Source organism: Alteribacter lacisalsi (genome assembly GCF_003226345.1).
GTDB classification, from domain to species: Bacteria; Bacillota; Bacilli; order Bacillales; family Salisediminibacteriaceae; genus Alteribacter; species Alteribacter lacisalsi.
Genome location: NZ_PDOF01000003.1, coordinates 600719 through 624148, shown reverse-complemented (window position 1 = coordinate 624148; position 23430 = coordinate 600719). Strand labels below are relative to the sequence as shown.

At 48.7% G+C, this 23430-nt stretch carries 21 protein-coding genes; 14 read left to right on the top strand and 7 right to left on the bottom strand.

Annotated elements, in window-relative coordinates; genetic code table 11:
* Positions 1-266 precede the first annotated feature (266 nt).
* Complete coding sequence (locus tag CR205_RS17795) at positions 267-1457, top strand: ParM/StbA family protein (RefSeq protein ID WP_110521481.1); 1191 nt, start codon at positions 267-269, stop codon at positions 1455-1457.
* A gap of 12 nt (positions 1458-1469) precedes the next feature.
* Entirely contained in the window at positions 1470-2051 is a 582-nt protein-coding gene (locus CR205_RS17790; RefSeq protein ID WP_110521585.1) for a hypothetical protein, read from the top strand.
* A 403-nt stretch (positions 2052-2454) separates the two neighbouring features.
* On the opposite strand, the gene CR205_RS17785 is transcribed toward CR205_RS17790, so the two are convergent.
* The 3 genes from CR205_RS17785 to CR205_RS17775 form a co-directional block, all read right to left on the bottom strand.
* Complete coding sequence (locus CR205_RS17785; protein ID WP_110521480.1) at positions 2455-3897, bottom strand: carbon starvation CstA family protein; 1443 nt, start codon at positions 3895-3897, stop codon at positions 2455-2457.
* Between the two features lie 21 nt (positions 3898-3918).
* The gene (gene ilvE, locus CR205_RS17780; RefSeq protein WP_110521479.1) at positions 3919-4836 is read right to left on the bottom strand and encodes a branched-chain-amino-acid transaminase; all 918 of its coding nucleotides are present in this window, start codon (positions 4834-4836) and stop codon (positions 3919-3921) included.
* 294 nt (positions 4837-5130) lie between these two features.
* Complete coding sequence (locus tag CR205_RS17775) at positions 5131-5853, bottom strand: DUF421 domain-containing protein (RefSeq protein ID WP_142669909.1); 723 nt, start codon at positions 5851-5853, stop codon at positions 5131-5133.
* A 140-nt stretch (positions 5854-5993) separates the two neighbouring features.
* Here CR205_RS17775 and CR205_RS17770 point away from each other — a divergent pair, with 140 nt between their 5' ends.
* Positions 5994-6617, top strand: coding sequence for a DNA-3-methyladenine glycosylase (locus tag CR205_RS17770; RefSeq protein ID WP_110521478.1), 624 nt, complete (start codon positions 5994-5996; stop codon positions 6615-6617).
* 50 nt (positions 6618-6667) lie between these two features.
* On the opposite strand, the gene CR205_RS17765 is transcribed toward CR205_RS17770, so the two are convergent.
* The gene (locus CR205_RS17765) at positions 6668-6883 is read right to left on the bottom strand and encodes a YwbE family protein (protein ID WP_110521477.1); all 216 of its coding nucleotides are present in this window, start codon (positions 6881-6883) and stop codon (positions 6668-6670) included.
* A gap of 369 nt (positions 6884-7252) precedes the next feature.
* Here CR205_RS17765 and CR205_RS17760 point away from each other — a divergent pair, with 369 nt between their 5' ends.
* The 4 genes from CR205_RS17760 (at position 7253) to CR205_RS17745 (ending at position 11158) form a co-directional block, all read left to right on the top strand.
* Positions 7253-8515, top strand: a complete 1263-nt coding sequence (locus CR205_RS17760; protein WP_236634884.1) for a DEAD/DEAH box helicase — start codon at positions 7253-7255, stop codon at positions 8513-8515.
* Between the two features lie 121 nt (positions 8516-8636).
* The gene (locus tag CR205_RS17755; protein WP_110521476.1) at positions 8637-9038 is read left to right on the top strand and encodes a hypothetical protein; all 402 of its coding nucleotides are present in this window, start codon (positions 8637-8639) and stop codon (positions 9036-9038) included.
* The gene (gene yidC, locus CR205_RS17750; protein WP_110521475.1) at positions 8944-9762 is read left to right on the top strand and encodes a membrane protein insertase YidC; all 819 of its coding nucleotides are present in this window, start codon (positions 8944-8946) and stop codon (positions 9760-9762) included. Before CR205_RS17755 ends, yidC begins: the two co-directional genes overlap by 95 nt.
* 205 nt (positions 9763-9967) lie before the next feature.
* Complete coding sequence (locus CR205_RS17745; protein WP_110521474.1) at positions 9968-11158, top strand: class I SAM-dependent rRNA methyltransferase; 1191 nt, start codon at positions 9968-9970, stop codon at positions 11156-11158.
* A 156-nt stretch (positions 11159-11314) separates the two neighbouring features.
* Here CR205_RS17745 and CR205_RS17740 read toward each other — a convergent pair whose 3' ends face one another.
* Positions 11315-12673 carry a mechanosensitive ion channel gene (locus CR205_RS17740; protein ID WP_110521473.1) on the bottom strand — a complete coding sequence of 453 codons (1359 nt, stop codon included), beginning with the start codon at positions 12671-12673 and terminating at the stop codon, positions 11315-11317.
* 668 nt (positions 12674-13341) lie between these two features.
* Between CR205_RS17740 and CR205_RS17735 the strand changes: the two genes are divergently transcribed.
* The 6 genes from CR205_RS17735 (at position 13342) to CR205_RS17710 (ending at position 20535) form a co-directional block, all read left to right on the top strand.
* Entirely contained in the window at positions 13342-14634 is a 1293-nt protein-coding gene (locus tag CR205_RS17735; RefSeq protein ID WP_201745418.1) for an L-lactate MFS transporter, read from the top strand.
* A gap of 68 nt (positions 14635-14702) precedes the next feature.
* Positions 14703-15068: a DUF2294 domain-containing protein gene (locus tag CR205_RS17730; RefSeq protein WP_110521471.1), complete on the top strand. Its 366-nt coding sequence runs from the start codon at positions 14703-14705 to the stop codon at positions 15066-15068.
* Positions 15069-15204: 136 nt separating this feature from the next.
* Complete coding sequence (locus tag CR205_RS17725) at positions 15205-17556, top strand: FdhF/YdeP family oxidoreductase (RefSeq protein WP_110521470.1); 2352 nt, start codon at positions 15205-15207, stop codon at positions 17554-17556.
* Between the two features lie 247 nt (positions 17557-17803).
* Entirely contained in the window at positions 17804-18592 is a 789-nt protein-coding gene (gene fdhD / locus CR205_RS17720) for a formate dehydrogenase accessory sulfurtransferase FdhD (protein WP_110521469.1), read from the top strand.
* 42 nt (positions 18593-18634) lie between these two features.
* The gene (gene moaA, locus CR205_RS17715) at positions 18635-19666 is read left to right on the top strand and encodes a GTP 3',8-cyclase MoaA (RefSeq protein WP_110521468.1); all 1032 of its coding nucleotides are present in this window, start codon (positions 18635-18637) and stop codon (positions 19664-19666) included.
* Positions 19667-19836: 170 nt separating this feature from the next.
* Positions 19837-20535: a tryptophan 2,3-dioxygenase family protein gene (locus CR205_RS17710; RefSeq protein ID WP_110521467.1), complete on the top strand. Its 699-nt coding sequence runs from the start codon at positions 19837-19839 to the stop codon at positions 20533-20535.
* Between the two features lie 4 nt (positions 20536-20539).
* Here the strand turns inward: CR205_RS17710 and CR205_RS20755 are convergent, their stop codons facing one another.
* Both CR205_RS20755 and CR205_RS17705 read right to left on the bottom strand, forming a co-directional pair.
* Positions 20540-20668, bottom strand: coding sequence for a hypothetical protein (locus CR205_RS20755; RefSeq protein ID WP_268877432.1), 129 nt, complete (start codon positions 20666-20668; stop codon positions 20540-20542).
* Between the two features lie 339 nt (positions 20669-21007).
* Positions 21008-22531 carry an FAD-dependent oxidoreductase gene (locus CR205_RS17705; RefSeq protein WP_110521466.1) on the bottom strand — a complete coding sequence of 508 codons (1524 nt, stop codon included), beginning with the start codon at positions 22529-22531 and terminating at the stop codon, positions 21008-21010.
* Between the two features lie 123 nt (positions 22532-22654).
* Between CR205_RS17705 and CR205_RS17700 the strand changes: the two genes are divergently transcribed.
* Positions 22655-23233 (top strand): hypothetical protein, encoded by a 579-nt coding sequence (locus tag CR205_RS17700; protein ID WP_110521465.1) that lies wholly within the window; start codon positions 22655-22657, stop codon positions 23231-23233.
* The last annotated feature ends 197 nt before the right edge of the window (positions 23234-23430 follow it).

The following is a 23430-nucleotide window of genomic DNA, read 5'->3' as shown; positions in this document are numbered from 1 at the left end:
TATGTATACATTTATGTATACATGTAAACAAAAACGTATACATGAAGTAAACAAAAGTGTGTACAAGTGTACATACATGTATACATGTTGATGTGTGGCGATGTGTACGTAATTGTATACATGTAAACGAGTTTGTATACAAGTTTACAAAAATGAATACAACTAATGGATCATTGACCTTTTTGCCTGCCTCTACTAAGATTTAATAAATGGTACAAGTTACTATTTTTTCTCTATTACTCTATGAAAAGGAAGGATGACCAAACATGACTAAATCAAGAATTGCAGCTGTTGATGTGGGAAATGACTCACTGAAAGCACTATTCGGAAAAGCAGATGCAGAATACTACATACCAAACGTTATTGCACGTGACATCGAAGACCGGCCGGTAATCGGAATTGAGGAACTAAATGAAAAGGATCCGCTGGATGGGATTCATATTCGGGTCCACTCCCCTGCTCTTGCAGAAAACAACGTTATCTACCGGGTGGGCAATCTGGCAACCAAAGCAGACAATGCTACTGAACTCGATCCTGGAAGCAGTAAATCAGAAGAAGATCAGACGCTCGTAATGCTCTTTGCTGCTCTCGCGCTGGATGCTGTTAATGAAGAAAACGCAGGCCTGTTTAAAACAAACAACCAGGTCACTGAAGCAACATATACTCTGGGTACAGGACTTCCACTGCGGGAAGTAAAAGAAGGTAAGGATGTAGGTTACCGTTCCCAGCTCCTCTCTTCTGTTCACCAGGTTGAATTTCTTGTAACACCGAAGCACCAGGGGAAAAAAGTTAACATCAAGTTTGATGAAGTGAAAGTTTATCCTGAAGGATTTGCTGCTTACATCAACCTCGTGATGGACAAAGATCTTAATATTATTAACAGAGATCTGATTGATAAGCAGATCCTTATTCAGGATATCGGCGGACTTTCAACAGATATCGCGGTGATCCGAAACCGTAACGTAGATGATGATAAAGCCCAGGGATTTAACTTAGGTGTCTCCGAATCCCTTGAGCAGATCCGCGAAGAGATCCGCTCCAAGCATGGCGTTGAACTGGACAGCCGTCGTGACGTCGTTGATATTCTGACAAAGAAAAACGACAGAAACCACATCATGGTAAAAGGAAGCCGGACAAGCGTCCATGACATTACGGACCGTATTCTTCTCGAACTTGCCAAGAAGCAGTACCGCCACCTTCGTAATGTGTGGGCGAAAAACTCCCAGACTGAAATCTGCTATTTTGTCGGTGGAGGCGCAATGGTACTGAAAGATTACCTTAAGACGCTGAACAACAATCTGGACGGCTATAACATTGACTTCTTCGAAGATGAAAAAGAAAGCATCTGGATGATGGCGAATGCCTATTACAAGCTGGTTTCCGACAATGCCCGCAAACAGCAGGCGGCTGAGGACAGAAAAAAGAAAGAGTCAGAGAAAAAAGCTGTAAAAAACTAATTGGGTGATTCCATGATGAAAAAGGGGAACAATGGGATTCAGCGGGGGCAGGCAATCACCTTTCGTCTGCCTTCAGATACACCTGACCATCTCATTAGGGAGCTGCAGCAGTTAAAGGAACAGGAGAAACGGAACTTTTCAAGCCGGATTGCCCAGTATGCTCTCGAAGGCGTGAGTCAGTCGATTCAGAAGGAACGTGAGACGGTCACAATTCCACTTCCAAAGCAGCTCAGCAAAGAGCAGCGCAACTGGATCAGACATGCTCATTCTGAGGCACTGCTTGGTAATATCGTGTATCAGCTTCTAAATGATCCTGTAAGAGCCACTTCCGTTCTCGCATCTCTCAACAGTGGTTCAATCGATATTAATGAAGCACTGTATCTGCAGGAGGATGCCAAGGCTGAACAGGCCGCTTCCAGCGAAAGAATGCCGGAACCGGTACAGGAGGACAGGCTGGGGACTTCTGATTTTGATGATCAACTGGATAATTTTGACTGGAACGGTACGGCAAACAAAGAGGAAACAACCGAACCGGAAAAAGAAGAGAGTGCAGACGATCTGCTCGGAGGATTTTTAGATCGGATGAACCGCTAGAAAAGCTTCAGGGAATAGCTCCCTGAAGCTTTTTTATGGGCTGTTTACGCAGAAAAGTTGTTATTATCAGAGCGGAGAAGGGCGTAAATATCAGGAGCTATTTACTTGCCCAGATAGTGATTGGACGGGTTATCGTATATAAAAAAACTATTTTAGTGTAGATTGCTGCTACAACGACCGAAGACCCCGCAGAGTGGTGTTGCCCGCGGAAAGCGTCGGGCTGCAGCGTAGAAAAACAACAACCTTTCCGAAATCAGCCATTAAAAAACACGTCTGTTCCCATCAGCAATAGAGGTCATTATTTCCTGAGAAATATGTCATTCTCAAACGAAATTAAACGAAATCAAGAGATGATAAAAAGGAAAAAGGAGCAGGAGGGAGAGACCCTGCCTGCTCCTTTTGATCAGGAAGCAATAGATGAAACGGAATGTTCCTGCTTTTCCTTACGGTGAGCAAAAATCTGCTTTATATACCAGGCGAGTACAACACTCGTTAATGAAAGGCCGATTGCCAGAGACGGTTCATACGCCATCCCGAAGCCTTCAGGAGCATAAAAGATATACGTACTCACAACGGCTGTCATGAACAGTGCAGGAACCCCGCAGATCCAATGCACCTTTTGATGTTTCAGCAGGTACATGGCAGCTGTCCAGAGCATAACGGTAGCTACCAGCTGGTTAGTCCAGCCGACGTAGCGCCAGAGAAACGTATAATCAATCGTCGCAAGAAATATAGCCGGCACAGTGACCGGAATGGTTGCAAAAATAACAGCTTTTTTCCCTTTAATCTTGGAAAAACCTTTTCCGAGAAGCTCTGTGAGCATCATTCTTGAGGAACGAAGAGCTGTATCGCCTGTGGTAATCGGCAGGATGATCACACCGAGAATCGCAAGGATACCGCCGAGCGTCCCGAGCAGGGAAGTGGAGATTTCATTTACTACACCTGCTGGACCGGCTGCTGCGTGTGCTGCTGCAAGTCCGCCGGTACCGCCGAAGAAGGTCATAGCGGCGGCAGCCCAGATTAGAGCGATAATCCCTTCAGCTACCATAGCGCCGTAAAAGACCTTGCGCCCTTCTGATTCTTTCTTTATTGTCCGGGCAATAATAGGGCTTTGTGTCGCATGGAAGCCGGAAATTGCACCGCAGGAGATGGTTACCATCATCAGCGGCCACAGCGGCAGGTTATCAGGGTGCAGGTTGCTTGCCGTAACATTTGGAATCTGGTGGCCCGAAAAGAGAAGGGCACCACATACAGCTACAGCCATAAAGATAAGAATCGCACCAAAAACGGGATACACCTTACCGATAATTTTATTAACCGGCAGCACGGCTGCCATGAGGAAATACGTAAAAATAAGACCTAGTGCAAACATAAAGCTGATTGGTGTAATCTCGGCAATCAGCTGAGCCGGACCTGCTGTAAAGGCAGCCGCGACCAGAATCATAAGAAGAATAGAAACAATATGAATAAAGAAACGGACCGATTTTCCGAGGTAGCGGCCGACAATCGTCGGGTACTGTTCGCCGTTATGGCGCAGAGACAGCATACCTGAGAAGTAATCGTGAACGGCACCGGCAAAGAGTGTACCAATTACGATCCAGATAAACGCAACCGGTCCGTAAAAGGCACCTAGGATCGCTCCGAAGATGGGGCCAAGGCCGGCAATATTCAAGAGTTGAATCAGACTGCCTTTCCACCAGGGCATTGGCACGTAATCCATACCGTCACCCTTGGTGTATGCAGGGGTTGGTTTAGCATCGTTAATTCCGAAGATCCGTTCTACGACTTTTGAATAGACCATATAGCCAACAATCAGGAGTACGATTGAGAGTAGAAATGTTGCCATGATGACCCTCCACGGACAGCGTTACACGACGTTTACAGCTGCCTTGCTGGCTGTGACATCTGGATAACACTGAACTCCGTCAGTCGTTACTCTTTCTTTAAATAGTGTGCGGAGATGACGGGTAACCTCGCCGGGACGTCCGTCAGCAATCTTTCTTCCATCAACGTCCACAGCTGCGATAACTTCAACTGCCGTTCCTGTCAGGAACACCTCATCAGCTACGAAAACATCATGGCGGGTAAACGCCTGCTCTTTCATCTTATATCCTGCTTCTTCAGCGAGTTCAATGATGGTATTTCTGGTGATCCCTTCAAGCGCACCAAGATGAACGGGCGGTGTATAGATGGTACCGTTCTTCACGATGAAAATATTATCTGCCGAACCTTCCGTAACGTAGCCCTGGTCGTTGAGCATGAGGGCTTCGTCAACACCGGCCTGATTCGCTTCAATTTTCACAAGGATGTTGTTCAGATAGTTGAGTGATTTTACCTGCGGGCTGAGCACGTCCGGCCGGTTTCTTCTGCTTGCCACCGATCCCAGACGAAGTCCCTGATCATAAAGCTCTTCAGGAAACATGCTCAGTTTCTCAGCGATCACTACCACGCGCGGTTCTGCACATGCAGCAGGATCAAGACCCAGGTTGCCTGCACCTCTGGAAACAACGACGCGGATATAGGCACTTTCCAGCTGATTGCGCTGCACGGTGCCCGTAATAATGGAGGTCATTTCCTCCTTCGTATACGGAACTTCAAGCATTATTGATTTAGCTGAATCATAGAGGCGGTCAAGGTGTTCTTCGAGTTTAAAGACATTTCCGCTGTAAACTCTCAGTCCTTCAAACACCCCATCTCCGTATAAAAATCCATGGTCGTAAACGGAAATGACTGCGTCTTCCTTACGGACAAACTCTCCACTAAGAAAAATCCACTGACTGTTCATGCATAACCACTCCTTCCTTTAGTAGTGAGACGCTGTAATTGATTAAAACGCCGAGATGAAACAAAAGGGCACAGCAGTCTTCGTGAATTGAAGGCCGATCCCTTGTCTCCCAACGGTTTGCGTCTGTTTTTTAAAAAAGTTATGAGGCTTATATTACAGCCCTTGGGGAAGAGAGTCAACACCAGAAATACAATTATTCTGAACATTTGTAATTGCCAGAAGTATGCGGTAGCGCTTACATGACTGGCGCTGTTGAGGTGTGCTGGTTTATGTGAGAATGTAAAAAATATAGAATCAGTGAAACAGTCCGGGATCTTTAATGGAAACCTCTGTATTACGGGACACATGAAGCTCTCCTTTTTCGTTAACGGAGGCAAAAAATACCTCCTCGGTGGAGTGGATGTTCAGTACAGTCAGCTGGTCATCGAGCCACTGCTCTGATAACCCGGTGTGATCCAGAACAGATGGATAGACGGTTCCCTCTACAATGAGCGGAAAGGAAAGGCTCGGCGATGCTTTTCGAAGCTCGAGATCCTCAAATGCCGGCGTAAGCTTCTGCTCCTTTTTCAAAACGCTGAGCGAGCCGCTGGCTTCAACCACCGCCATATCCACTTCACCCGGGTCAAACACATCTTTCTCTCTGAGCATTTGAAGAACGTTGTCAATTGTAAAACGAATCGACTTGAGATTTTTCTGCAGAAACTTTCCGTCCTTAATCACGATTACCGGTTCAAAAGTGATAAGCCGTCCGAATGACCGATTTTTGATTTTCCATGAAGCTGTAATGCGCTGCAGAACCCCGATTCCTGCAATCGCGACAGCAGTCGGAAGGTGGTCAATATCCGGGTCAGCGATGTCTGCGCCGGTAACAGAGCCCAGTGTGATAATAATGAGAAAGTCAAAAACAGGGAGCTCCCCAATTGCTCTTCTCCCCATAAATAGGGCAATAACTAAAAGAAGAGGTAAGATCGTTACAATTCTTCCTAATACCGTACCAATATCCTGAAGTGTCTCCACGTTTAATTCCTCCCTGAAGGAACGAGTCTGTTTTTACTGTTCCAATAACGGCTATGAAATATTGATTGTCTGAGGAGGAATTGCTGAAAAAGGACTTTGCAGGTAAAATCCAAGGAGATTAGAGAAGGGGGGAGGACGCTATGAAAGGCCATATGCTTCCGCGTGAATTTTACAGACAGCCGACGCTTGAACTCGCGCAGGCGCTCCTCGGTAAAACACTCGTCCATGAAACACCGTCAGGATCGACTGCAGGCATGATTGTGGAAACGGAGGCCTATATCGGCCCTGGGGACCGGGCTGCACACAGTTATCAGAACCGCAGAACGAAACGGACGGAGGTCATGTTTGACGTTCCGGGAAAAATTTATACCTATGTGATGCACACCCACTGCCTTCTGAATGTTGTCAGCGGGCAGGCTGAAGTTCCGGAGGCGGTTTTAATCCGTGCTGTTGAGCCTTTGGCTGGGGTGGAACTGATGGAAAAGCGGCGCGGTAAAGGAAGGCCGGTGCGTGAACTCACGAGCGGGCCGGGCAAGTTAACCAAGGCGATGGGCATCACAAGAGAGGTTTACGGCGGTGTTTTTTACGAACGACCACTTTATATATGTACAGGCAGGGAAATACCGACGTCCGAGGTGGCTGCGGGACCGCGGATCGGCATCCATAATACCGGGGAGGCAAGAGAGTATCCGTGGCGTTACTGGATCAGGGATAATACCTTTGTTTCCAGGCCCAGACATGAAAGCAAAAAGCCGGTGACGTAATCAGTAAAAGGAACGCAGAAGGCACAAAAAAACAGAAAAAACGGAAAGGGTTAAGCCTCTCCGTCTGTTTCATCTTCTATAATTTCTTTTACTCTTCCGACCTGGCCGTCCTGCAGACGGACTTTTATGCCGTGAGGATGAGTGGCTGATTTTGTGAGCAGATCCTTTACAACGCCATCTGTAAGCGTTCCGGTGCGTTGATCTTTTTTCAGGACAATCCTGACTTTCTGGCCGGGTCTGATCCGGCTGCGGTTTTGACCGTTCATATCTTATCTCCTTTAGTCGGGCATCATACGGCTCCAGAAAGAACCGTTTACTTGAGGATCAAGGGTTAGACCCTTCTCTACGTTCGTATTTTATCATGAAACCGGGTGTTCTGCTAAGAAGGCTGGTATACTGAGAAGAGAAGTTGTGTGAGGAGGAACACAATCTCGAATCTCCAGAAGGGGATTTGAGCATATACTCTTCAGTCACTCCGGCAAAGCCCCAAATGACCTTGCCGGAATATATGATGTTATGGATGAACGGAACCGGGAAAACAGGAAATAGACGAGTAAAAGGCTGAAAGCGCCAGGCGTTTTCGGATCGTTTAAGAGTGAATAGATGTGCAGAATGGCACAATGGAGGATGAAACAGTGAATGGATTTACGCAGCTTGGCATAGACGGACAACTCGTGTCAAAACTTGAAAAAGCAGGGATTACAGAACCGACCCCGGTGCAGGAGCAGGTTATTCCCGTTTTAAACCGGGGAGAAAACGCAGTCGTCCAGTCCCAGACCGGTACAGGCAAGACGCTTGCGTTTGTGCTGCCGATGCTTGAGCGGATCGATACCTCTTCAGATGAAGTGCAGGGACTGATCCTGGCGCCGACACGGGAATTGGCTGTTCAGATAACAAACGACATTTCGTCCGTTCAGGGCAGCGAGATTAAAACACTCGCGGTTTATGGCGGACAGGACATTGAAAAACAGCTTCACCGCCTCGGCCGTGGTGCTCATCTGGTAGTGGCCACTCCGGGGAGGCTTCTTGATCACCTCAGAAGGGGCACTATTGATCTGGACCGTGTCCGTATGCTCGTTCTCGACGAAGCTGATCAGATGCTTCATATGGGCTTTTTAAACGAAGTGGAGGACGTGATTACCCAGACGCCGGCAGACAGGCAGATGATGCTGTTTTCCGCTACGATGCCACAGGAAATCCGCACTCTTTCAAAGCAGTATATGAAAAAGGCAGCCCACATAAAAGTGGACGCACGCCGGATAACAGTGGAAGAAATAGAACAGGTGGTCGTGGAAACGACGGACCGGCGCAAACAGGCATCGCTCAGAAAGATGCTCGATCAGCACCAGCCGTTTCTGGCGATTATCTTTTGCCGTACAAAAAGGCGCACAGCAAAACTGAGTGATGAGCTCAAAGCATTCGGGTACAATGCGGACGAACTTCACGGAGATCTGAGCCAGGCGAAGCGGGAAAAAGTAATGAAAAGATTCCGGGAAATGAAAGTTCAGTTCTTAGTGGCTACCGATGTGGCTGCGCGTGGGCTTGATGTGGAAGGGGTCACCCACGTCTACAATTACGATATTCCACACGACACAGAAAGCTATGTACACCGGATCGGCCGGACCGGCAGAGCGGGCAAGGACGGTCTTGCCATCACCTTTGCCGCACCGAAGGACCGCATGCATCTGGAACAAATTGAACGGGGAATCGGCTTTCCGTTAAAAAGAATATCGTGCGAAGTAAATGCAGACGAACCGCTACAGGCAGACCAGAAAAATTCCGACCGTAAAAGGGAACCGGGGAGGCCATCGTCCCGTAATCAGAGCAGAGGGAACAGAAATCAGAAACCATCGAACCGCAGGAATAAAGAACATTCCCCACGGAAAAAAAGGCACTGAAATAAATCAAATTCTGTCGACAGACTGACACCGTCTGGCAAAACCTGCTTTTGACTTTACCTGGTATTTAACCGATGATGGAATCAGAACAAGGACGAGCATATAAAGGAGGTGAACACAGATGTTTTTTGAACATTATCACGAACTGGTGCCGATTCTCTTATCACTGAGTATTTACGTTGCCGTCGCAGGTGCCCACCTGATCAGTGTCACGGCGCAGGAACTTGTGATCAGAAGCCGTTATACAGCCGGCAGACGGCTGGCAGACGGTACGGCCGGGCGAGAGCTTCCCGAAGGTCCGTCCGCTTTTAAAGAAGAACGGCAGAGCTGGCTCACGCGGATGATGAAAAGAAAAGACGCACCGGAAGATGATACGGATTATTTTTCCTTCTCGTTGGAAAAGATGAATGAAAGCGAGGAGGATATCTATGGAAAAAACATCTGTGTTTACCTATCGTCCGTATCTGCTCTTACCGGCTCTGCTGCTACTGGTGTTTCTTGGAGGCTGCGGAGTATCCACTGAACCTATCGACGCGAGTACGACCGGCGTATTTAACCATTACGTGGTGTGGCCGTTCTCGTTTCTGATTAAATTTTTTGCCGGCATGTTCGCCGGAAATTACGGTCTCTCCCTGGTATTTATGACGTTTCTCATTCGCCTGGCGCTTATGCCGCTGATGATGAAACAGTATAAATCCCAGCAGACGGCCAGGGAAAAAATGACCCATATCCAGCCGGCTATGGACGCCATTAAGGAAAAGTATAAAGGGAAAAAAGACCCGGAAACCCAGAAAAAAATGCAGACCGAGATGATCGCCCTGTACAAGGCGCATAATTTCAATCCGATCGCATCCATGGGCTGTCTGCCGATGCTCATCCAGTTTCCGATCATGATCGGCTTTTACTACGCGATCATGCGGACGCCGGAAATTGCCCAGCACAGCTTCCTCTGGTTTAATCTCGGCCAGACGGATATGATTCTGCCATTTGTGGCCGGCGCTGTATACCTGATTCAGTTTAAGGTATCCCTTTCCGGCATGCCGGATCAGCAACAGAAACAGATGGCGGTGCTCGGCTACTTCACTCCGGTGATTATGGCAGTGTTTTCGTTCAATGTTGCTGCTGCCCTGCCGCTGTACTGGTCGGTAAGCGGGATGCTCTTGATTTGTCAGACACTGTTCTTTAAATACCGCTACAGAGAGGCAGGCAGTCTTAAAACGGCATCAGAGCCTCGTACAACGGTTTAAAAATAAAGATAGAAGACGGGGAGGGGCCGGCAGGCTTCTCCCTTTTCAGGTTTTTACGGGGAGGCTGAAGCGATTTGCGCAGAAAACGCCCACTTGCATCAAAAATGACTGTTGTCAGCAGCGAAATTTGCGAAAAGCGCGATTTGTTTTTACGAGCTTTTCGTGAAAAAATGGAGAGAGCTGAAAGAGAAACGAGGATGAGAACATGAATGAAACACACGTAACGATCAGGCAGAAGTTTGCCGGGAAGTATAAAGGCGGCTATCCGCTTATTTTCAAAGAAGCGCTTGCGAGTACGAATAAACTGAATGAAGAAGGCACGATTCTATATCTGAAAGACGAAAAAGGAAGCTTTGCCGGCAGAGGCTATTACGGTCGGCAGAATAAAGGCTACGGCTGGGTTCTTACACAAAATAAGGATGAGAGGATTGATCAGGCTTTTTTTGAGAACCGGTTTGACCTTGCCTTCCAGAAACGTGCGGGGCTCTTTCAGGACCCTGATACAACGGCGTTCAGGATGTTCAACGGTGAAGGCGACGGGATCGGCGGTCTGACGATCGACAACTATGACGGATACCTTCTCCTTCAGTGGTACAGTGAAGGGATGTATACGTTTAAAGAGACAGTCATAGCGGCACTGGAAAGCGTCACGTCATTTAAAGGTATATACGAGAAGAAGCGGTTTAGATCAGGCGGCAAGTATATTGATGATGACGATTTCGTTACAGGAGAACGGGGCAGCTTTCCGATTCTTGTGAAAGAAAACGGTCTGACTTTTGCGGTTTACCTGAACGAAGGTGCCATGACTGGCGTCTTTCTTGACCAGCGGCATGTCCGCCGGTCGATCAGAGACCATTATTCTGAGGGGCGCACGGTGCTTAATACGTTTTCATATACAGGCGCTTTTTCTGTGTTTGCAGCAGCCGGCGGTGCAGCCCATACGACAAGTGTGGATCTGGCCAATCGGAGTTACGAAAAGACGATCGAGCAGTTCAGCGTAAACGGTCTTGATTACGAGGCACATAATATTGTCGTCCAGGACGTGTTTGACTACTTTAACTACGCAGTAAAGAAGGGACTCGCCTTTGATACTGTTGTACTTGACCCGCCGAGTTTTGCCCGTTCAAAAAAGAAGACATTCAGTGCGGAAAAGGACTACACGGCTCTGCTGAAGCAGGCGATCACAGTAACAGAAGACGATGGTGTCATTGTGGCTTCGACGAACGCGGCAAAAGTGCCAATGAAAAAGTTTAAAGGTTTTATTGAACAGGCTTTCAGTGAGACTGGCGGGAAATACAAACTGATTGAAGAACATTCCCTTCCCGAGGATTTTACCGTTCACCCTGCTTTTCCGGAAGGTGACTACCTGAAAGTGCTATTTATTCGAAAGAAATAAGCGGAAGCTGCTCTTGAAATGTGCAGTGCATAAGCTTCGCTGCACGCCCGCCGTTCGCTTTCCATGGCGATGCCTGCAAGTGTCATTGCGCAATATATATAAAAAAAACCGGCTAGCCGCTGGAAACGGCTGCCGGTCTTTTTTCTATCATTTGTATTATACGCGTGGTCCGCCAGGAGGGTTATTTGTCGGGCCGGAAGGACCACCTAGTCCATTGCCAGGTCCGTTTCCGGGACCGCCAGGACCATTACCCGGGCCTCCAGTGTCGCGCTGGATTTTACGCTCAAATTTCTCAAGGTTGCGCTTGGCGAATTCGCGGCCGCCAATCCCGAAGGAAATGGCAAAGGCTACGCTGAGACCGCCAAGGATGAGAAGGAAGCCGATGTTTACAATCGTCGTAGCAAAACCAAGCTGGTCAAGCGCCATGAAGACTGCAAATGTAATGATGATATATTTTACGATCGCCCCTGAAAACGAGCTCTTCGTATATTTACGAATGACACCCTGCAGCAGTGTACCTCCAAGGTAGGCAAGGCCGAGGATGAGAAGTGCGCTGATCAGAAGCGGCAGATAAACGATAATGGCATTACCGATCTGATTGAGCACATTAAGCTGGAGCACATTCAGTGCTTCAACAGTGAAGAACAGTACGATTAAAACTTTTACCACCTGGCCGATAATCGCTGCCAGATCAAACCGGCTGTTTTCCGGCTGGTCAATTCCGACAAAATCATACACAGAATTGATTCCGGTACGGTGAAGCAGCCCGGTAAGAAGCTGAGAAATAAACGTAGCCAGATAATACCCGACCAGTACCAGAATAATTGCTACAAATACGTTCGGGATCATGAGAAGAACCGTATTAAGTACGTTGGTCACTGGTTCTGATACTGTCTCGATATTAAGGGCCTCAAGGGCAACGGTAATGATCGGAATCAGGATCACAACGAAAGCAACATTGGCAAGCACGCTCGCAAGAGTATGCTTATTTACCGCAGGCTCGGATCTTTGTCCAGGCTCTGTGGCTGTTTCCGTTTTTCTTCTATGACCGAGGCGGTCGAACCAGTGATCGATCTTCAGGCTCGTAAGAAGATTCTGGATAAGATTGCGCACGAGGCGAGCAATGAAGAAACCAATAACAAGAATAAGAGCGGCAGCAAATACATTAGGAAGAAATGCCAGAAACTGCTCGACCATGTTTGTGATTGGCTGTGCAACAGATTGCATATTCAGTGCGTCGAGGATGCTTGGAAGGAAAAGGATAAAAATCAGGAAATAAACGACGCTTCCGATCGATTTCAGGATTTCCTTCCCCTGTGCTTCATTTGAAGCCACGCGGGCTTTTACGAGACCGCGGTCGGCACCGAGTTTGGTAAAGCCTTTTACAATAATACCTCTTATCACAGTTGCGATAATAAAAGCGAGAAGCAGAAGCAGCAGGGCGACAATAACATTAGGGATGGCCTCAATCAGCGAGTTTAGAGCTGATCGGAGGCTGTTCGTTGCATCGTTCAAATGGAATCACTCCTTGTATCAGAATACCATTCCATTTCCTGAATTCTGTCCTTGTAAACAATTTGCGGCAAATTACCATATTACATATAGATGACAGAACGGGGATTAAAAATTAGTCCGGGATCCTATGCAGGACTAAAGCACCGCAAAGGAAATTGGAGATGCAGTCTGCGGGCCATATATGGAAAATGTTACCTTGACGTAAGCGCTTTTATGTTTTAAGGTTTAACATATCAAATGTGAACATTTTGTTACAAATTATGCCACAGTGACTACCGTTTCTGGTGTCGGAGCAGCGTTCCTGCCTACCGGTCAGATCGGCGTTCATTACCACGCAGACGTATGTGGTCAGCGGTTCAATAGCGATCCTGTTGAAACAGCCACCGTCTCGTTCAAGGGGGATTTATGCCCTCGGAACGGGGCGGTGGTTTTATGTTTCTGCGGTACCCGGGGAAAGAATTTTTTCTCCTCCCAGAGATTTTCCCCGGTGCCGCCTTACATTCATTTTTTCGTGCAGTATCAAATGCAGTACCCTCACCATAGACATCGCCTCCGGCCCGGCCAGCCGGCGTGCGTTCACCAGGATAATGGACTGCATGTTTTATCACATAAAACATTATCTGTATTTTAAGAGGAGGGTTTTCAACTTGGGGAAAGAGCAGAAGAAATTGAAAAACCGCTGGCTTATTGCACTTTCGGCAGTCGGGATTCACATTTCAATCGGAGCCGTGTACGCCTGGAGTGTTTTCACGAATCCATTGATGGAACAGTTCGGCTGGTCATCCAGTCAGGTTCAAATGACGTTCAGTATTGCCATTTTGTTTCTCGGTCTCTCAGCAGCGTTTCTAGGTCACTTTGTTGAAAAATACGGACCTAAAAAAGCCGGTCTGCTTGCCGCATTTTGTTTTGGGATTGGGGTATTCGTCTCAGGGATTGCCGTTAATACCGGTTCACTCATCCTGCTTTACCTGTCCTTTGGGGTTCTTGGCGGGATCGGACTCGGGGTCGGTTACATCGCCCCTGTTTCCACGCTCGTAAAGTGGTTTCCGGACCGCCGTGGTCTAGCTACAGGACTGGCGATTATGGGCTTCGGTTTTGCCGCGGCCATCAGCAGTCCGGTGATGGACGCGCTCATTAACAGTGTCGGTATAGCCAATACCTTTTTTATTCTTGGTTCCGTCTATTTTGTGGTGATGTTTCTCTCGTCGCTTTACCTCGAACGTCCCCCGGAGGGATGGATGCCGGAAGGATTTAAGGAGAAAGTCGACAGTGGAAAAGTCAAAATCAAGAAAGACCTTGCCCAGCTTCGGGCAAATGAGGCAATCAAAACACCACGATTCTACTATCTGTGGCTCATGCTTTTTATTAATGTGACCTGCGGAATTGCTATTCTTTCAGCTACAAGTCCGCTGGCGCAGGAAAGTGTCGGCATGTCGGCAACCCAGGCGGCGGCACTCGTCGGGATCCTTGGTGTGTTTAACGGTATCGGGCGGCTCGGCTGGGCTTCAATTTCCGATTATATCGGCCGGCCGAATACGTACACGGCATTCTTCGTCATTCAGGCTGTCCTTTTCGCCCTTCTGCCGTTCACCACTGCAGCTGTACCGTTTCAGATCATGCTGATGATTATTTATACATGCTACGGAGGAGGATTTGCTTCCATTCCGGCATATATCGGGGATATGTTCGGGACGAAGCAGCTTGGAGCCATCCACGGTTATATTCTGACTGCATGGGCCGCTGCAGGGCTTGCAGGCCCGCTCTTTGCAGCGTGGATGTATGACACGACAGGAAGCTACTCAAACAGTCTGATTTATTTTTCAGGTATGTTTGTAATCGCGTTTATCATTTCCCTTGTGATCCGGGTCGATATTCGCAAGCTGGAAAAGAAAAACGCGGAAGAGGAGAAGGCGGAGGACAGGGTAAAAGCGGAAAAAGCCAAAGGCGTCCATGCCGGGTAGTCCGTCCCGCCGCTTAGAAGGTGTTATAATAAAAGCAGAAAATAAAAGATAGTTAGAAGGATGCGGACATGAACAAACACGAAGCAGAGTTTAGTAATCTTGTAAGGGCTTTCCGGAAGCGCCATATGGGAAAAGGTCCTAGGGAAATCCGGACAACGTTCTGCCGGAACTGGGCTATTTCGGAAATGGAGGGAAACCTGTCTCCCGTTGAGAAATTCATTGCCAACGCCTCGGAAGGTAAACAGATGGTCCGTGCCGCAAGAACGGAGATGGTAAAGGATATGTACCGGAACAACCGTCCTGTGGAGATGGAAGAATATCTTGGTGCCGTGTTTCTTGATTTGTATGTGGACATTGATATTGAGAAGGACTTCGGGATGAGTATTTTTATTTTTGATGAAGATCTGGAAAAGAAATTCGGATCCGGCAGATAAAGCCGGTAAACCCGGGGATCCGGCCCTGAAATTTATGAATGCGTTTACAATTATAATGACGGCTGGCGGAAACTTCCGCATCTTGGCGCACAAACGGAAACAGCGTCCCTCAGCCGGAAAAGAAAGGTGATGCCACATGGGGAAAACAAAACATCAGGGACCGATGAAGCTGCCTAAAAAACCCGATCCTAAACATTGGGTGAGCATGGTCCCGTTCGGACTGGGAAAAGTGAAACCGAAGCATATTCGTGATACAGCGAAAGTCGTCTGGGAGAACAAAGACAACCTGCCGTACGCCACCCGCATTCTGACACAGGGTGTCTGTGACGGATGCGCTCTCGGGGTTTCCGGTCTTTACGACCAGACATTGAGCGGTCCGCACATCTGTACGACCCGTCTCAATGTACTGCGCTTAAATACGATGCCGGCCATTAAAGACGATGTTCTGTTTCAGGACGTGGATGAGCTGAAAAAAATGAACAGCTCGGAGCTCCGTGAACTGGGCCGCATTCCTTATCCCCTGTCCCGTAAGCCCGGGGAAAAGAAGTTTACGAGAATTACATGGGACGACGCCATGGGCCGGATTGCCGGTAAAATTAAAACAATTGACCCGAAACAGCTGAGCTTTTTCCTGACTGCACGGGGGATTACAAATGAATCCTATTATGCAGCGGCAAAAGCAGCCCGGTTTATCGGAACTAATAATATCGACAATGCCTCGCGGATCTGTCACTCCCCGAGTAAAACGGCGCTCAAGCGTTCTCTCGGGATCGGCGCATCGAGCTGCAACTATCAGGACTGGATCGGATCCGACGTCCTTATTTTCTGGGGCTCGGTCGCATCGAACAACCAGCCGGTTTCGACCAAATATATGTATGCAGCAAAGCGGAAGGGCACAAAAATCATTATGATCAACCCTTACCGGGAGCCGTCTATGGATCACTACTGGATTCCATCGGTCCCTGACAGCGCCCTGTTCGGGACGAAGCTGGCAGATGACGTGTACCAGGTAAACATCGGCGGCGATATCGCCTTTATGAACGGTGTCATGAAGCACTGGTTTGACATGGAGAGGCAGGCGCCCGGATCTGCCATCGACCGCAGCTTCGTCGATGAGCACACAAACGGATTCAAACAGCTGAAAGCCCATGTAGAGGCCCAGGAATGGGATCCGATCGTGAAATCATCAGGACTGTCGAAGGAGCGGATGCTCGAATTTGCCCAGCTGCTCGCCAAGTCGAAAAGCGGCGTGTTCGTCTGGTCCATGGGACTGACCCAGCACCGGTTTGGGACTGATAACATTTCCCAGGTAGCCAACCTTGCCATGCTCAGGGGATTTATCGGACGGGAGCACTGCGGGGTCATGCCGATCCGCGGCCACTCCGGCGTACAGGGATCAGGAGAAATGGGGGCTGATCCGTTTGTTCTTCCAGGCGGCGACTTTGATGAACCGAACCGGAAGCGGATTCAGAAGCTCTGGAAGTTTGATATACCGAAATGGCAGGGGGATATCGTCGGTGTTTCCCTTGAAAACGCCATGCTTCCTGAAGATCATGAGCGGAAACTCAAAGTCTTCTATACGTCCGGCGGAAACTTCCTTGAAACGATGCCGGATCCGGATTTTGTCCGTCAGTGCCTGGAGAATGTCGACATCCGTGTGCACCAGGATATTATCCTGAACACATCAACCCTTGTAGATGCCAGGGAGGAAGTCATTGTCCTGCCGGCAGCCACCCGGTATGAACAAAAAGGCGGCGGGACCTCCACTTCCACGGAGCGGATGGTCTACTTTTCTCCTGAAATAAAAGGCCCCCGGATTGAAGAAGCCCGGGCCGAGTGGGAGATCTACGTGGACCTGGCTAAACGAATCAAGCCGTATAAGAGTGAACTGATCGATTTTCAGACGGCTGATCAAATCCGTGAGGAAATTGCGAAAGCCCATCCGATGTACGACGGCATCCAGCACCTTAAGGAAAAAGGGGATGTATTTCAGTGGGGCGGTGCCTGGCTGCTTGAAGATGGCATCTGTCCGACCGAAGACGGCCGGGGAAATCTGCTGCCGATTGAACTGCCGGAGCTGAGAAAACCGGAGGGTCATTTCTATGTGACGACCCGCCGAGGAAAACAGTTCAATTCCATGATTTATAAAGATACGGACCCGAACAATGAAGCGGACCGTTTTGATATTCTTCTCAACGAGGAAGACTGCCGTGAGCTGAACATCAAAGAAGGAGAAGCCATCGTAGCGTATAATAAGTTCGGCGTTTATCACGGCCGGGCGAAAATCGACGCTACGAAGAAAGGCAATATCCAGGTATACTGGCCGGAAGGAAACGTTCTTATTCCGAAAGGCGTTTACGAGCAGTACGCCGGAATTCCGGAATACAACACTGCCGTGGTCGTGGAAAAGGCTGAAACCTTCCACGCGAAAAAAGATACAAAGTACGTAGAGCGGCGCATCGATGAACTGGAAACAGAGATCAGTTAGAGTATACCTTTCATCAGTAAAAATGATTACTTCAGGCAAGTTATCTGTTTTTATGCACAGCTGACAACAGGAGCGAGACTCCTGCGGCAGTGGGGTCCAGGCGAGACCCCGAAAGGCAGCGGCCGCGGAGGCTCGCCGGCACCGCAGCGGAAAGCGAGCGGATGTCGTTCGGCGAAGCATTGCAGAAGCATAGTAAAGGAAATGTATATATTCGATTTAATAAACCAACACGCAAAGGAGTCAGCCAATGGACCAGGTGATGAAAAAACAGCCGATTCTCACTTTCGAAAATGACGGATTCAGAGAAACAGAGGATCTGGTGGCAACCGAAGCAGCCCTCACGGTCCACGTAAACGGTGAGGAATTTGCCACCATGGTCTGCACGCCGGCACACTTGGAAGATATGGTGATCGGTTTTCTCGCTTCAGAGGGGCTGATTCGTCTCCCGGCAGATATCGACTCCCTATCGGTGGACAAGAGCAAAGGCTTTGCTTATGTAACGCTTAAGAATAAAAAAATCTCATCTGCCGACTTTGGAACAAAACGGGTAATCGGCTCGTGCTGCGGCAAAAGCCGTCAGTTCTATTTTCACAATGACATGAAAACAGCCAAGACAATTACCACCTCCCTCACCGTGACACCTGAGCAGTGCATCGGCCTGATGAAAAAAATGCAGGAGGGCTCGTCCGACTTTCAGAAAACCGGCGGCCTTCACAACACGGCCCTCTGCTCAGCCGATGAGGTGCTTGTGTCCAGGTCGGATATCGGCCGTCACAACGCTCTTGATAAAATTTACGGACACGGTCTTGTAAACCGGATCGGTATGAAAGACAAAATTATTGCTTTCAGCGGCAGAATATCGTCGGAAGTGCTTCTGAAAGTGTCCAAGATCGGCTGCGGAATTCTGCTTTCGAAGTCCGCGCCTACGTCCCTCGCCATAGAGCTTGCGGAGGATCTCGGCATTACGGCCATCGGCTTTGTCAGGGGCAGCCGGTTTAACGTTTATGCCCACCATGAGCGTGTGAAACAGGATTGAAACCCGCATGGAAGAGGGAAAAGAAAAGAAAGGAGTGATCGTGTGAAAAAGCAGGAACAGCAGGCGTACGACGCATTGTTTCGTCCATTAAAGGATCTGCGGATTTCAGTGACAGACCAGTGTAATTTCAGGTGTTCCTACTGTATGCCGGCAGAAATTTTCGGTCCTGACTATCCGTTTATGAAAGAGGACGAACTCCTTTCTTTTGATGAAATTGTCCGTCTGGCACGTCAGTTTGCCGGACTCGGTGTTGAAAAGATCCGGATTACAGGAGGAGAGCCTCTTCTGCGGAACAATCTTCCGGAACTGGTCAAAAGACTCAAGGAGATTGCAGGAATTAAGGATGTGGCACTCACAACCAACGGCGTTTTTCTGGTCAAGCATGCCGAGGCTCTGAAAAAAGCCGGCCTTGATAGGGTAAATGTGAGCCTCGATGCGATCGAAGACCGGGTATTCCGGAAAATGAACGGCCGGAATGTCCCAGTTAAGCCGGTGCTCAAAGGCATCGCCCGGGCAGAAAAAGCCGGCCTCAGTGTGAAGGTGAATATGGTAGTGAAAAAAGACGCCAATGAGTCACAGATTGTACCGATGGCCCGTTACTTTAAAGGCTCAGGTGTCATTCTCAGATTTATTGAATTTATGGATGTTGGCAACACGAACGGCTGGAATTTTGACAGTGTGGTTCCCAAAAAAGAGATCGTCAGTGAAATCAGCGGCGAGTTTCCGGTTGAGCCGGTCCGTGCCAACTACTACGGCGAAGTGGCGGACCGCTACGCCTACACTGATGGAGAAGGAGAAATTGGTGTTATTTCCTCCGTTTCCGACTCATTCTGCTCCAGTTGCACAAGAGCAAGGCTGTCTGCCGACGGAAAGCTGTTTACGTGCCTGTTTGCCACGAAGGGCGAGGATATCCGAGGCCTGATCCGTGACGGCATCGGCGAGCGGGATTTATACGAGCATCTGTCCGGTATCTGGAAAAACCGCCACGACCGTTACTCCGACGAACGGACAGAGGAAACGGTCCGGGCAAAGAATAACGGCCCTAAAATTGAGATGTCCTATATCGGGGGATAATCATTTTGTGCCCGGAACCTCACAGGAGGGGCCGGGCACTATTTTTTTGCCGGGAAGGCCTTGTCAGAGGCTTCGTCAGCAAAACGGTGTGGCAACGCCGGGGTTAATCTAGTAAACTGGACAGGAGACAGATTGAATGCGCTTACATTTGACGAAGGGGTTGTTGAATCATGGCGAAGACAGATTACGAGAAATACATCAATACGGACGAACTGCTGGCACTGCAGGTGACAGAGGACGAGGCCAGCTGTGATGAGGAAATGACGTTTCAGGTGATACATCAGATTTCCGAGCTGCATTTTAAGCTGATTATCCAATACATTCATCAGGCGGATACGTACATGCGTGAAGGTGGAGTGGAACGGGCAGTGGAAAAACTGAACCGGGTTAACATGCACCTTGAGCATCTTCCGGCCGTTTTTGACATGGTAAAGGTCATCAGCCCGAGAGATTATCATACGATCCGCCTCGCTCTCGGACGGGGCAGCGGCCAGGACTCTCCTGGATTTAACGAAATCCTCCGTCTTGGTCCGACACTGTGGGAGCCGTTCGAAGCGCTGATCAAAAAGGAGAATCTCTCACTGCTGGAGCTGCATGAAAATAAAAGCAGTTACTTTGCTCTATTTCAGCTGATGCAGACGCTCACACGTTTTGATGAATGCTTCCAGTCGTTCCGGCACCAGCACATCCAGCTCGTACGCCGGATGATCGGTCTCAATACGAAAAGCCTCAAAGGGGTTCCTGCCCAGATGCTTGAACGTGGAGCCAAGTTTGAATTTTATCCTCATCTCTGGCAGGCGATCAGTGACCTGACCGATGCGACAGGAACAAGCTACGATCCCAAGCCGCTGGCGGATAAGAACAAATAGTTTTTTAAAGATTTCTGATGAATCGGCCGGCAAGGCGGGGAACGTACAGCAGAATTTCCAGAATAAAAATGGCAAGATCGGCCTTTGCGCCGTCTGCGGCTGCACGAGTTGGATCTTTTCGTTTCTTTTTCACTGCTGGAAGCCTCCTGTAAAAAGTGATCAGTTCTTTTACGGCCGGGAACGTGAGGATGTTTCACGTATTATGAGTTTCACACGAGGCTGGAGTGAGCAATTACGACCTAACGCAGAGTTTTGATGGAGTTAAGTCGCAAAAAAGGAGATTTCACGACCTAACGCAGTGTTATGAAAGAGTTAAGTCTTAAAAAAGCATGATTTACTACTTAACTCAGAGTTTTAATGGAGTTAAGTCGTGAAAAGACAAAATACACGACCTGATGCAGAATACAGCAAAAAACTAAAGGCCCTCAAATGAGAGGGCCTTTTTACTTATGCAGGACATTTAATCGGCCGGTTAAGGCTCAATCTTTGTCAGCGGCTCGCTTGCAGGCCCTTCCACGACAGTGCCGTCTACGTCAAATCGGGAGGCGTGGCACGGGCAGTCCCACGTCCGGTCCCCGTCGTTCCATTCCACCTCGCAGCCGAGGTGGGTGCACGTCGTATCCACGATGTGAAGGCAGCCCTCTGTATCACGGTAGGCACCTGCACGCTTGCCGTTTACCCGCACAACTGCGCCCTGGTCATTTTCCAGATCCTCAGGGTCCCTTCCTGTAAGCTCCACTTTTCCTTTAATCAGCTCTTTTGCCACATTCGCGTTTTCTTTCACGAACTCCTTAAAGGACGGATCGGCTTTCAGGCGGTGAGGAGTAAACAGTTCACGGTAGGGATGATCTTTCTCCTGAATCGCATCCCGAATCACGCGGGCTGCAATCGTCCCGTTGGTCATACCCCATTTATGAAAGCCGGTCGCTGCAAAGATGTTGCTTTTCTTCTCTGTTACCGGACCGATATAGGGCATGCGGTCAATCGTTATCCAGTCGTGGGAAGCCCAGCGGTACAGGATTTCACTGTCGGGAAACATTTCAAGGCTGTAAGCTGAAAGGGCTTCGTAGTGCCTGGATGTATCAATGCCCTGCCCGGTTTTATGTTTCTCCCCGCCAACGATCATGATGGTTTCATCCCCCATAGAGGCTGAACGGATCGTCCGTTTCGGATCATCGGCATTTATATACATACCTTCCGCGATCGTCTTTGACGTCCGAACCGCAAGGGAGTAAGACCGTTCTGCATGCATGCGGGCAAAATAAAGCCCGTTTCCGTCATAAAACGGAAAATGGGAAGCAGCAACCACATAACGGGATACAGACCCGTAGCCGCTTCGTGTGTTAACTTTCGGACGGTCACCAGTGTCAACGCCGTTTGCGGTGGTGTTTTCAAAAATCCGTCCGCCAAGCTCGGTAAATCGCTCTGACATAGCCTGAAGGTAGGGTACAGGATTAAACTGAGCCTGGTCCCGGATCACAATTGCACCAGCGCATGGGAACGGCATCCGCTTTTCATCAACCAGGCCTCCGTTAATACCGAGCTTTTTGTAAGCCTCGTTCTCTTTTCGCAGCGCCTTCAGTTTTTTCTCATTGTCCGTCCAGACCAAAGCATCCTGACGGCTGAATCCGCAGTCCACCCCAAGTTCATTTATAAATGACTCGATCATGCGAAGGCCTTCTTCATTGGCCTCATAATACTGACGGGCTTTTTCCTCTCCGAAGTGCTGAATGTATTCGTCATAGATCAGGCCGTGCTGAGAGGTGATTTTGGCAGTCGTATGGCCGGTCGTGCCGTTGAGAAGCCGGCCGGCTTCAAGCAGCACAACGTCAAAGCCTTCCTTCTGAAGCACGTAAGCAGTCGTAATACCGGCAATACCGCCGCCCACAACAGTGACATCACAGGTAATGTCTTCAGATAATGGAGGGAATTGCACTCCCTCCTTTACTCCAATGCGCCATAATGGTTCGGGGAACCGGGGCAGTCGTTCATCCATGTTATTTCCTCCTTTTTACATTCCACTTCTATAACCATTAACGTATCCTGTTCGGTTTGAAACATGTATTTTTCAGGAAGTTAAATGGATAGGTGTGGAAATTAGCGAAAGAAGGTGCGGAGAATGGAGTGGAAAGAACTCAGAAGGCTCAGAAAGATAGAATTTATCGTGCTGAATATCTTTACGGCCGTAACAGGGGGAGCGCTGATGACCGTCATTTTCTTCGTACCTGTTCAGATGAGCATTGTTTTTATGATCGCTGCACTGGGGTTTATGATTCATGGAGCGCTTCGATTCAGAGGCAAGATCACTTTTCTGGAAAAGCGGATTCCCTACAAGCGGAAACTAATCCGCCACGAGCAGAAGAAACTGGGAGCAAGGTGGGAACGGATGCGGAAGGGGGAAGCGAAGGGAAATCTGATCGGCGGATCGTTATTTGCCTTATACGCTCTCATTACTGGAACTACTCTCACCTTTGGAAACCAGGATCTGCTTTTTCTGCCGATCCTGAGCATCTTTCTTCTTGCGGCCGTTCTTGCAGCCAATGCTTTTCGTTTTCGGCATGCAGAAGAAGTTGACCGGGTGATGTATCTGGGAGAATTCCGAAGTTACGGAGGAGAGACAGCGGCTCCGGGGCTGATCACCGGTCTTCTCATCACCGGATTTGTAATCAGAACCTCCTTTTATCTCATTTTCAGCTGATGTGTAAATATATGGGTAGAGGAAAAAGCGGGGGGCAGGGCGAATAAGTAGGAATAAGCCTGTTTTATGCAGAATGCAGACGGAAGCTGTCGTTCAATTTCTTTCATTAAATGGCGAATACTGGTGTAAAACTCTTTTGAAGAGGGAAAAAGGAAGTGAAACAGCCGGTTACCGGTTGTTTACATATTGCCGGAGAC

What these genes read in the sequence shown, in the direction of transcription:
- CR205_RS17795 (WP_110521481.1), top strand. Translation starts at nt 267, where the DNA reads ATGACTAAATCAAGAATTGCAGCTGTTGATGTGGGAAATGACTCACTG.
- CR205_RS17790 (WP_110521585.1), top strand. Translation starts at nt 1,470, where the DNA reads ATGATGAAAAAGGGGAACAATGGGATTCAGCGGGGGCAGGCAATCACC.
- CR205_RS17785 (WP_110521480.1), bottom strand. Translation starts at nt 3,897, where the DNA reads ATGGCAACATTTCTACTCTCAATCGTACTCCTGATTGTTGGCTATATG.
- ilvE (WP_110521479.1), bottom strand. Translation starts at nt 4,836, where the DNA reads ATGAACAGTCAGTGGATTTTTCTTAGTGGAGAGTTTGTCCGTAAGGAA.
- CR205_RS17770 (WP_110521478.1), top strand. Translation starts at nt 5,994, where the DNA reads ATGAAAGGCCATATGCTTCCGCGTGAATTTTACAGACAGCCGACGCTT.
- CR205_RS17765 (WP_110521477.1), bottom strand. Translation starts at nt 6,883, where the DNA reads ATGAACGGTCAAAACCGCAGCCGGATCAGACCCGGCCAGAAAGTCAGG.
- CR205_RS17755 (WP_110521476.1), top strand. Translation starts at nt 8,637, where the DNA reads ATGTTTTTTGAACATTATCACGAACTGGTGCCGATTCTCTTATCACTG.
- yidC (WP_110521475.1), top strand. Translation starts at nt 8,944, where the DNA reads ATGGAAAAAACATCTGTGTTTACCTATCGTCCGTATCTGCTCTTACCG.
- CR205_RS17745 (WP_110521474.1), top strand. Translation starts at nt 9,968, where the DNA reads ATGAATGAAACACACGTAACGATCAGGCAGAAGTTTGCCGGGAAGTAT.
- CR205_RS17730 (WP_110521471.1), top strand. Translation starts at nt 14,703, where the DNA reads ATGAACAAACACGAAGCAGAGTTTAGTAATCTTGTAAGGGCTTTCCGG.
- CR205_RS17725 (WP_110521470.1), top strand. Translation starts at nt 15,205, where the DNA reads ATGGGGAAAACAAAACATCAGGGACCGATGAAGCTGCCTAAAAAACCC.
- fdhD (WP_110521469.1), top strand. Translation starts at nt 17,804, where the DNA reads ATGGACCAGGTGATGAAAAAACAGCCGATTCTCACTTTCGAAAATGAC.
- CR205_RS17710 (WP_110521467.1), top strand. Translation starts at nt 19,837, where the DNA reads ATGGCGAAGACAGATTACGAGAAATACATCAATACGGACGAACTGCTG.
- CR205_RS17705 (WP_110521466.1), bottom strand. Translation starts at nt 22,531, where the DNA reads ATGGATGAACGACTGCCCCGGTTCCCCGAACCATTATGGCGCATTGGA.
- CR205_RS17700 (WP_110521465.1), top strand. Translation starts at nt 22,655, where the DNA reads ATGGAGTGGAAAGAACTCAGAAGGCTCAGAAAGATAGAATTTATCGTG.